The sequence below is a fragment of the Mesorhizobium sp. ESP-6-4 genome, from assembly GCF_020164735.1.
Taxonomy (GTDB): domain Bacteria; phylum Pseudomonadota; class Alphaproteobacteria; order Rhizobiales; family Rhizobiaceae; genus Mesorhizobium.
Genome location: NZ_JAIUGS010000036.1, coordinates 1 through 8,732, shown reverse-complemented (window position 1 = coordinate 8,732; position 8,732 = coordinate 1). Strand labels below are relative to the sequence as shown.

The 8,732-nt window shown below is 65.6% G+C and carries 7 protein-coding genes; 5 read left to right on the top strand and 2 right to left on the bottom strand.

Going from position 1 to position 8,732, the window contains the following annotated elements:
- Window positions 1-84 precede the first annotated feature (84 nt).
- On the bottom strand, window positions 85-1,128 hold the full coding sequence (holA, locus tag LB523_RS29130; protein WP_224609621.1) for a DNA polymerase III subunit delta: 1,044 nt from the start codon (window positions 1,126-1,128) through the stop codon (window positions 85-87).
- Between the two features lie 467 nt (window positions 1,129-1,595).
- Between holA and LB523_RS29125 the strand changes: the two genes are divergently transcribed.
- The 4 genes from LB523_RS29125 (at window position 1,596) to lpdA (ending at window position 6,862) form a co-directional block, all read left to right on the top strand.
- Window positions 1,596-2,828: a 3-methyl-2-oxobutanoate dehydrogenase (2-methylpropanoyl-transferring) subunit alpha gene (locus LB523_RS29125; RefSeq protein ID WP_224544376.1), complete on the top strand. Its 1,233-nt coding sequence runs from the start codon at window positions 1,596-1,598 to the stop codon at window positions 2,826-2,828.
- A 2-nt stretch (window positions 2,829-2,830) separates the two neighbouring features.
- Window positions 2,831-3,844: an alpha-ketoacid dehydrogenase subunit beta gene (locus tag LB523_RS29120; RefSeq protein ID WP_140845359.1), complete on the top strand. Its 1,014-nt coding sequence runs from the start codon at window positions 2,831-2,833 to the stop codon at window positions 3,842-3,844.
- 17 nt (window positions 3,845-3,861) lie between these two features.
- A complete protein-coding gene (locus LB523_RS29115) occupies window positions 3,862-5,229 on the top strand; it encodes a dihydrolipoamide acetyltransferase family protein (protein ID WP_224609618.1) in 1,368 nt (455 codons plus the stop codon).
- Between the two features lie 235 nt (window positions 5,230-5,464).
- On the top strand, window positions 5,465-6,862 hold the full coding sequence (gene lpdA / locus LB523_RS29110) for a dihydrolipoyl dehydrogenase (RefSeq protein WP_224609615.1): 1,398 nt from the start codon (window positions 5,465-5,467) through the stop codon (window positions 6,860-6,862).
- A 158-nt stretch (window positions 6,863-7,020) separates the two neighbouring features.
- Here the strand turns inward: lpdA and LB523_RS29105 are convergent, their stop codons facing one another.
- Window positions 7,021-8,124, bottom strand: coding sequence for a saccharopine dehydrogenase family protein (locus tag LB523_RS29105; protein WP_224609612.1), 1,104 nt, complete (start codon window positions 8,122-8,124; stop codon window positions 7,021-7,023).
- A 129-nt stretch (window positions 8,125-8,253) separates the two neighbouring features.
- Between LB523_RS29105 and LB523_RS29100 the strand changes: the two genes are divergently transcribed.
- Window positions 8,254-8,682, top strand: coding sequence for an Lrp/AsnC family transcriptional regulator (locus LB523_RS29100; RefSeq protein WP_224609608.1), 429 nt, complete (start codon window positions 8,254-8,256; stop codon window positions 8,680-8,682).
- Window positions 8,683-8,732: the final 50 nt, after the last annotated feature.

Below are 8,732 nucleotides of genomic sequence, written 5' to 3'. Positions count from 1 at the left end.
AGCGGACAGCGCCCTTTGGCCTGCCGGCCATCTCCCTACAGGGGGAGATCAGCTGTCGCCCCGGCCGTCGCCAATCGCCGGCGTTTACCTTTGCCCTAGCCTCGCGCTCTCGATCGCAATGCCAAGCAGCGCCTGGCGTGCCAGCGCTTCCGACAGGTCCGGTCGTTTGCGGGTCTGCAGCACCGCCGTCTGCAGCCGGCCGAGCGCACGCGCGAGCGCCTCGACATTCCAGCGCTCCAGCGTCTTTTCCACCAGCTTGCGGCGCGAGAAGAAGACCGGGGGGCGGGCGCTGGCGACGACCGAGGCGGCGTTGCGGCCGCCGGTCTCCATCTGGCCGCGCATCGCCTGGATCGCCTGCAATTGCCGCATCGCCGATGACAAAACCAGGAACGGATGGCCGCCGGACTGGCAGTGACGGTTGAAGGCGATGTCGAAATCGCCGACCTTGCCGTCCAGCATGGCGTCGACCGCGGCATCGAAGGAAGCGCCGGAGACGTCGCCCGACAGCGCGTTGACATCGTCGATGCCGATCTCCTTGTGGCCATGCGCGTAGAGCACCAGCTTCTCGATCTCGCCGCGCGAGGCGAGGCGGTCGCCGCCGAGGTTGCGGCGCAGCGCTTGCCTGGCGTCCAACGTCATCGACATGCCGGCCTTGCGCAATTCGTCGTCGATCACCGTATCCAAGTCGCGGGCCTCGTCGGCATAGCAAGGCAAGGCAATGGCGTTGCCGGCGGCCTCGACGATGGCGCGCAGGCCGGTGCCTTTCTTCAGGTCGCCGGCTTCGATGAGGATGATCGCGTCGCGCGCGGGGTCGGCGGTCAGCGCCTTGATGTCGTCGGCAAGCGCCTTCTGGCCGCTGGCGTTGCGCACCCAAAGCAGCCGCCGGTCGGAAAACATCGGCACCGTGCGCGCTTCGTCGAGCAGCCGACCCTCGTCGCGGTCGACTTCGGCGCCGTCCAGCCTGACGACAGAGAAGGGGTCGTCGAGCGGCAGGCCGGTTTTCGCGGCGAAGGTTTTCGCCCGCTCGGCGACAAGGCCGCGGTCTGGACCGTAAAGCAGGACGATTGCCATGGCCGGATCCGGCCTCGCCAGCCACGAATCGACCTCGTATCCCTTCTTCTGTGCCATGCGGGGTGAATTAGCACGGGGCGGGGGCCGAGTGAACGGAGAAGCGGCCGGCAGCGCACTTACCTTCTCCCCTTGCGGGAGAAGGTGGATCGGCGCGACAGCGCCGAGACGGATGAGGGGTGTTCCAGCGGAGTGAGACGCTGGTGGCATCTGGAACACCCCTCATCCGTCGCCTTCGGCGACACCTTCTCCCACAAGGGGAGAAGGGGAAGGCCGCGCCCGGCTCCAACTCCCAATCGCATTTTCTGGCGGCAATCGCCCCGCAAACTTCCGCCAAATTGCGCGCGGCGTGACAACATCGACAAGAAATTTCGCCGCCATATCTGCATCTTGGCGCTTGCGTGCCGCATTGCTCAACCGAGCTGACGTCCGGGGAGGATGGCCGTGGCGAGGTCCGGCGAATTGGCACTGGTCTGGCGGCGCGGATGTGCAAATATCGCACCGGCAACATTGGAGGATGTGAGCTCATGGCCGACGCTGGATTGTTGCGCTTCCATGTGCCCGAGCCAGAGGTTCGGCCCGGCGGCACGCCGGATTTCTCGAATGTGACCATTCCCAAGGCGGGCTCGGTGCCTCGTCCGGAGATCGAGGTCGATCCGCGCAGCATCCGCGACATGGCTTTCTCCATCATCCGGGTGCTGAACCGCGCCGGCGAAGCGGTCGGGCCGTGGGCCGGGCTGCTCAGCGACGAGGAGCTGCTCGAAGGCCTGCGCCATATGATGACGCTCAGGACCTTCGATGCGCGCATGCAGATGGCGCAGCGCCAGGGCAAGACTTCCTTCTACATGCAGCATCTGGGCGAAGAGGCGGTGAGCTGCGCTTTCCGCAAGGCGCTCAAGCCGGGCGACATGAACTTCCCGACCTATAGGCAAGCCGGCCTTCTGATCGCCGACGGCTATCCGATGGTCACGATGATGAACCAGATCTATTCCAACGAGGCCGATCCGCTGAAGGGGCGGCAGCTGCCGATCATGTATTCGTCGAAGGAGCACGGCTTCTTCTCGATCTCCGGCAATCTGGCAACGCAATATATCCAGGCGGTCGGCTGGGCGATGGCCTCGGCGATCTCCAATGATTCCAAGATTGCGGCAGCGTGGATCGGCGACGGCTCGACGGCGGAGTCCGATTTCCATGCGGCGCTGGTGTTTGCTTCCACCTACAAGGCGCCTGTCGTGCTCAACGTCGTCAACAACCAGTGGGCGATCTCGACCTTTCAGGGAATCGCGCGCGGCGGCTCCGGCACGTTCGCCGCGCGCGGGCTCGGCTTCGGGATTCCTTCGCTGCGCGTCGACGGCAACGACTATCTCGCCGTGCATGCGGTGGCCAAATGGGCGGCGGAGCGGGCGCGCGCCAATCTCGGGCCGACGCTGGTCGAATATGTCACCTACCGCGCCGGCGCGCATTCGAGCTCGGACGATCCGTCTGCCTACCGGCCGAAGGCGGAATCCGATGCCTGGCCGCTCGGCGATCCGGTGATCCGGTTGAAGAACCACCTCATCCACAAGGAAGTCTGGTCGGAGGAGCGACACACCCAGGCGGAGGCCGAGATCCTCGAAACGGTGATCGCGGCGCAGAAGGAGGCCGAAAGCCACGGCACGCTGCATGCCGGCGGCAAGCCGTCGACGCGCGACATGTTCGAGGGCGTCTATGCCGAGATGCCGCCGCATCTCAGGCGCCAGCGCCAGCAGGCGGGGGTCTGACCATGCCGAGACGCACGATGATCGAGGCGATCCGTGACGCCATGGACGTGTCGATGGGGCGCGACAGCCAAGTCATCGTCTATGGCGAGGATGTCGGCTTCTTCGGCGGCGTCTTCCGCGCCACGCAGGGCCTGCAGGCCAAATACGGCAAGAGCCGCTGCTTCGACGCACCGATCAGCGAATCCGGCATCGTCGGCTCGGCCATCGGCATGGCCGCCTATGGGCTGAAGCCCTGCGTCGAGGTGCAATTCGCCGATTATGTTTATCCGGCTTACGATCAGATCGTGTCAGAGGCGGCGCGGCTGCGCTATCGCTCCAACGGCGATTTCACCTGCCCGATCGTGGTGCGCATGCCGACCGGCGGCGGCATCTTCGGCGGCCAGACGCACAGCCAGAGCCCGGAAGCGCTGTTCACCCATGTCTCGGGCCTGAAGGTGATCGTGCCCTCCAACCCGCATGACGCCAAGGGGTTGCTGATCGCGGCGATCGAGGATCCGGACCCGGTGATCTTCCTCGAGCCGAAGCGGCTCTATAACGGCCCGTTCGACGGGCATCACGACAAGCCGGTGACGCCATGGTCGAAGCATGAGCTGGGCGAGGTCGCGGACGGCCATTACACGATCCCGCTCGGCAAGGCGGCGATCCGCAGGCCGGGATCGGCGGTGACGGTGCTTGCCTATGGCACGATGGTCTATGTTGCCCAAGCCGCGGCCGAGGAGACCGGCATCGACGCCGAAGTGATCGATCTCAGGACGCTGCTGCCGCTCGACCTCGAGGCGATCGTCGCCTCGGTGAAGAAGACCGGCCGCTGCGTCGTCGTGCACGAGGCGACGCTCACCTCCGGCTTCGGCGCCGAGCTGGTGGCGCTCGTGCAGGAGAACTGCTTCTACCATCTGGAAGCGCCGGTGGCGCGGGTCGCCGGCTGGGACACGCCCTATCCGCATGCGCAGGAATGGGACTATTTCCCCGGTCCGGCGCGGGTCGGGCGCGCGCTGATCGAAACATTGGAAGCTTAGAGTGGGGGAGGCCTGAGATGGGCGAGCACGTCATTAAGCTTCCCGATGTCGGCGAAGGCGTTGCCGAGGCCGAGCTTGTCGAGTGGCACGTCAAGGTGGGCGACCTTGTGCGCGAGGACACGGTTCTCGCCGCCGTCATGACCGACAAGGCGACGGTCGAAATCCCGTCACCGGTCGACGGCGAGATCCTGTGGCTCGGGGCCGAGATCGGCGACACGGTGGCGATCGGCTCGCCGATCGTGCGGCTGAAGGTGGCCGGCGAAGGCAATGTGAAAAACACGTCGCCAGGCGAGAGTGGTGCCGACGGCATCCCCGCTGGAGCGAGCCATGGCGATCGTCTTCCCCCTGCGCAAAACGCAGCGCCGTCATCCTCGGGCTTGTCCCGAGGATCCGCTGGTTCGCCGGAACCGGAGGCGCCGCATCCACGCAGGTCGGCAGATCCTCGGGACAAGCCCGAGGATGACGGCGTTAAGAAGGATCGCGCCATGCCCAGCCTTTCGGGCGCGCCGCGCGCGGAAGGCGAGAAGCCGCTTGCCTCGCCGGCCGTCCGCCTGCGCGCCAAGGAAGCCGGCATCGATCTGCGCCAGGTTGCGGGCAGCGGTCCGGCCGGGCGCATCAGCCATGAGGACATCGACGCGTTCATCGCGCGCGGCCCGCAAGTCGCCCGCGCCGGGCTTGCCCGCAAAGACGGCGTCGAGGACATCAAGGTCGTCGGGCTCCGGCGCAAGATCGCCGAAAAGATGGCGCTGGCGAAATCGCGCATCCCGCATATCACCTATGTCGAGGAGATCGACGTCACCGCGCTGGAGGAGCTGCGCACCACCCTCAACAGGGAGAAGCGCGCCGATCGCCCGAAGCTGACGCTGCTGCCTTTCCTGATGCGGGCGATGGTCAAGGCGATCGGCGAGCAGCCGAACCTCAACGCGCTGTTCGACGACGACGCCGGCATCATCCACCGGCATGAAGGCGTCCATATCGGCATCGCCGCGCAGACGCCCAGCGGGCTGGTGGTGCCGGTGGTGAAACATGCCGAGGCGCGCGACCTGTGGGATAGTGCTGCGGAAGTCAACCGGCTGGCCGATGCGGCCAAGGCCGGCACGGCGAGCCGCGAGGAGCTTTCCGGCTCGACCATCACCATCACCTCGCTCGGCGCCATGGGCGGCGTGGCGACCACCCCGGTCATCAATTACCCGGAAGTGGCGATCGTCGGCATCAACAAGATGATGGTGCGGCCGGTGTGGGACGGCACGCAGTTCATCCCGCGCAAGATGATGAACCTGTCGTCAAGCTTCGACCATCGCGTCATCGACGGCTGGGATGCCGCGGTTTTCGTGCAGCGGATCAAGGCGCTGCTGGAGACGCCGGCGCTGATTTTCGTGGATTGAGGGAGATGGGGTCGGTCTCGAACGTCGCGGCGCCGAAATGCGCGCTCCCCCTTCTCCCCTTGTGGGAGAAGGTGTCGCCGCAGGCGACGGATGAGGGGTGCTCCAGCGGAGTGAGACGTTGGCTTTCCCTGGAACACCCCTCATCCGTCTCGGCGCTGTCGCGCCGATCCACCTTCTCCCACAAGGGGAGAAGGAAAAGGCGCGTCGCCGCCTCCGCCGAAAGGAAGCAGCCGTCATGAAAGAAATCTCCTGCAAGCTGCTCGTCATCGGCGCCGGGCCGGGCGGTTATGTCTGCGCCATCCGTGCCGGCCAGCTCGGCGTCGACACCGTCATCGTCGAGTTCGGCAAGCCGGGCGGCACCTGCCTCAATGTCGGCTGCATCCCGTCGAAGGCGCTGATCCATGCCGCGGAAGAGTTCGGGAAGATCGCGCATATGGCCCGCGGCAAGGATCCGCTGGGCATCAAGGTCGGTGCGCCGACGCTCGACCTGACCAAGACAATAGCATGGAAAGACGGCATCGTTAGCCGGCTCAACAGCGGCGTGGCCGGCCTGTTGAAGAAGGCCAGGGTGAAAACCGTACAAGGCTGGGCGACGTTTCGGGACGGCAAGACCGTCGAAGTCGAGACCGAGACCGGCACGCAGGTCATCCACGCGGAGACCGTGGTGATCGCCACCGGCTCGGCGCCGGTCGAATTGCCGTTCCTACCTTTCGGCGGCCCGGTCATCTCGTCCACCGAGGCGCTGGCGCTGAGCGAAGTGCCGGAGAAGCTCGCGGTCGTCGGCGGCGGCTATATCGGGTTGGAGCTCGGCATGGCCTTCGCCAAGATGGGCGCCAAGATCACCGTGGTCGAAGCCCTGCCGCGCGTGCTCACGCAGTATGATGCGGAACTCACCCGACCGGTGCTTAAGCGGCTCGGCGAGCTCGGCGTCGAGATGATGCTGGGCGTCAAGGCCAAGGGATTGTCAACCAAGGGCGACGCGCTGCTGGTCGAAACCGCCGAGGGCAAGAACGCCAGGGTCGCCGCCGACAGGATCCTGGTCACGGTCGGCCGCAAGCCGCTGACCGAGGGCTGGGGCTTGGAGCAGATCGACCTCGACATGGCAGGAAAATTCATCCGCATCGACGACCAGTGCCGCACCTCGATGCGCGGCATTTTTGCCATCGGCGACGTCACCGGCGAGCCGATGCTGGCGCACCGCGCCATGGCGCAGGGCGAGATGGTGGCCGAGATCGCCGCCGGCCACAAAAGAAGCTGGGACAAGCGCGCCATTCCGGCGATCTGCTTCACCGATCCGGAGCTGGTCACCGCCGGGCTGTCGCCCGAAGAAGCGAAGGCGCTCGCCGGCGAGATCAAGATCGGCCAGTTCCCCTTCGCTGCCAATGGGCGCGCGATGACGAAACAGGGCGAGGACGGTTTTGTGCGGGTCGTGGCGCGTGCCGACAACCATCTGGTGCTGGGCATCCAGGCGGTCGGGCAGGGCGTGTCGGAACTATCGGCGGCTTTCGGCCTGGCGCTGGAGATGGGCGCTCGCCTGGAGGACATCGCCGGCACCATCCATGCGCATCCGACGCAGGGCGAGGGATTCCAGGAAGCGGCGCTGAAGGCGCTCGGGCACGCGCTGCATGTTTAGCTCCCCCTTCTCCCCTTGTGGGAGAAGGTGTCGCCGAAGGCGACGGATGAGGGGTGTTCCAGGGAAAGCAAGCCTCTCACTCCGCTAGAACACCCCTCATCCGTCTCGGCGCTTGCGCGCCGATCCACCTTCTCCCACAAGGGGAGAAGGAAGAGACCTCAGCTCGCCAGCCGGCTTACCATCTCGTGCTGGGCGTAGGCGCGGCCGAAGCGGTTGGCGAGGAAAGCGTCGAGGGCGATGTCTTCCTGGCGCACGAAACCCTTCGCCGGCAGCGAGCCGTCGGCCAGCATGTCGAGCACGGCGCAGATGCCGGAGGCGGTGGTGATCTGGATGGCGCTGCGCACGATGTTGCCGACGCGCTGCGAATAGATCTTGTTGGCGTAGGTCTCCTGCAGCAGGCGACCGTTGCGGCGACCCGAAACGGTGACGAAGACGATGACCACGTCCTGCAGCGTCGCCGGCAGGGCGCTTTCGAAAATGTCCTTCAGCACGTCGCGGCGATGACGCAGGCCGAGGTCGTTGAGCAGCGCCTTCATGATCGCGGCGTGCCCGGGATAGCGGATGGTGCGGTAGTTCAGCGTGCGCACCTTGCCCTTCAGCGTCTCGGCCAAAGTGCCCAGGCCGCCGGAGGTGTTGAAGGCTTCGTAGGTGACGCCGTCGAGCGAGAATTCCTCGCGCTCTTCCAGCGGCGGCACTTCGATCAGCTCGCCCTCGACGATCGCCTCGCAAGGCTCGCAATATTCGTTGATGACGCCGTCGGTGCTCCAGGTGAGGTTGTAGTTGAGCGCATTGGACGGATATTGCGGCAACGCGCCGACGCGCATGCGCACGCTTTCCAGCGTGTCGAAGCGGCTGGCGAGATCGTTGGCGACGATCGAGATGAAGCCCGGCGCCAGGCCGCATTGTGGGATGAAGGCGCTTTTGGCGTCACGCGCCAGCTCCTTGACGCGGCGTGTGGAGACGACGTCCTCGGTGAGATCGAGATAATGCACGCCAGTGGCGGCGGCCGCCTCGGCGATGCGCGTGGTGAGGTGGAAGGGCGCGGCGCTGAGCACGGCGAATTTGCCGGCAAGCACGTTTTCGAGCTCACCCGAGGCAGTGATGTCGAGCTCCTGCGTCGCAACGCCGGCCGGCAGTTCTGCGGCGGCAAGCTGAGCCGCCGAGCGGTCGAGCAGCGTGACGCGGTAGTCGCCCGTGGCGTTCAGCATTTCAGCGATGGTCGAGCCGATCTTGCCGGCGCCGACGACAACGATGTTCTTCATGATCATATCCCCTGCCAATGCTGAATTCGATTTGGCGAGAAATCCTCGCAGCTTGCCTGTCGAAAAGAAGCGTGGAATCTGGCAATATGAAACTTAAGTTTGAGCGATTTGCCGAAAGGTTTCGTCGAAATGATCAGTGAAGCCGAACAAGCCCTGCTTACCTTGTTGCGCGCCAACGCGCGCGCCTCGACCGCCGAGCTCGCGCGCCAGCTCGGCGTGTCGCGCACCACGGTGCAGAGCCGCATCGAGCGGCTGGAGCAGCGCGGCATCATCACCGGATATGGGGTCAGGCTGTCGCCCGATTATGAGCAAGGGCTGGTCAAGGCGCATGTGCTGCTCACTGTCACGCCGAAACTCGCCGACAAGGTGGTGCGCAGCCTCGCGGCGATGCCGCCGGTCCGCACAGTGCATTCGGTGAGCGGCAATTTCGACATGATCGTGATCGTCGACGCGCCGTCCATCCGGGATCTTGACGCGCTGCTTGATCGGATCGGGGCGATGGAGGGGGTAGAGCGGACGTCGTCGTCGATTATTCTGTCGACGCGAGTGGATCGGTAGGGGGCCTGAGATGTTGGCGGGGCTCTACATGAGGCAACCCCGCCGCTTCC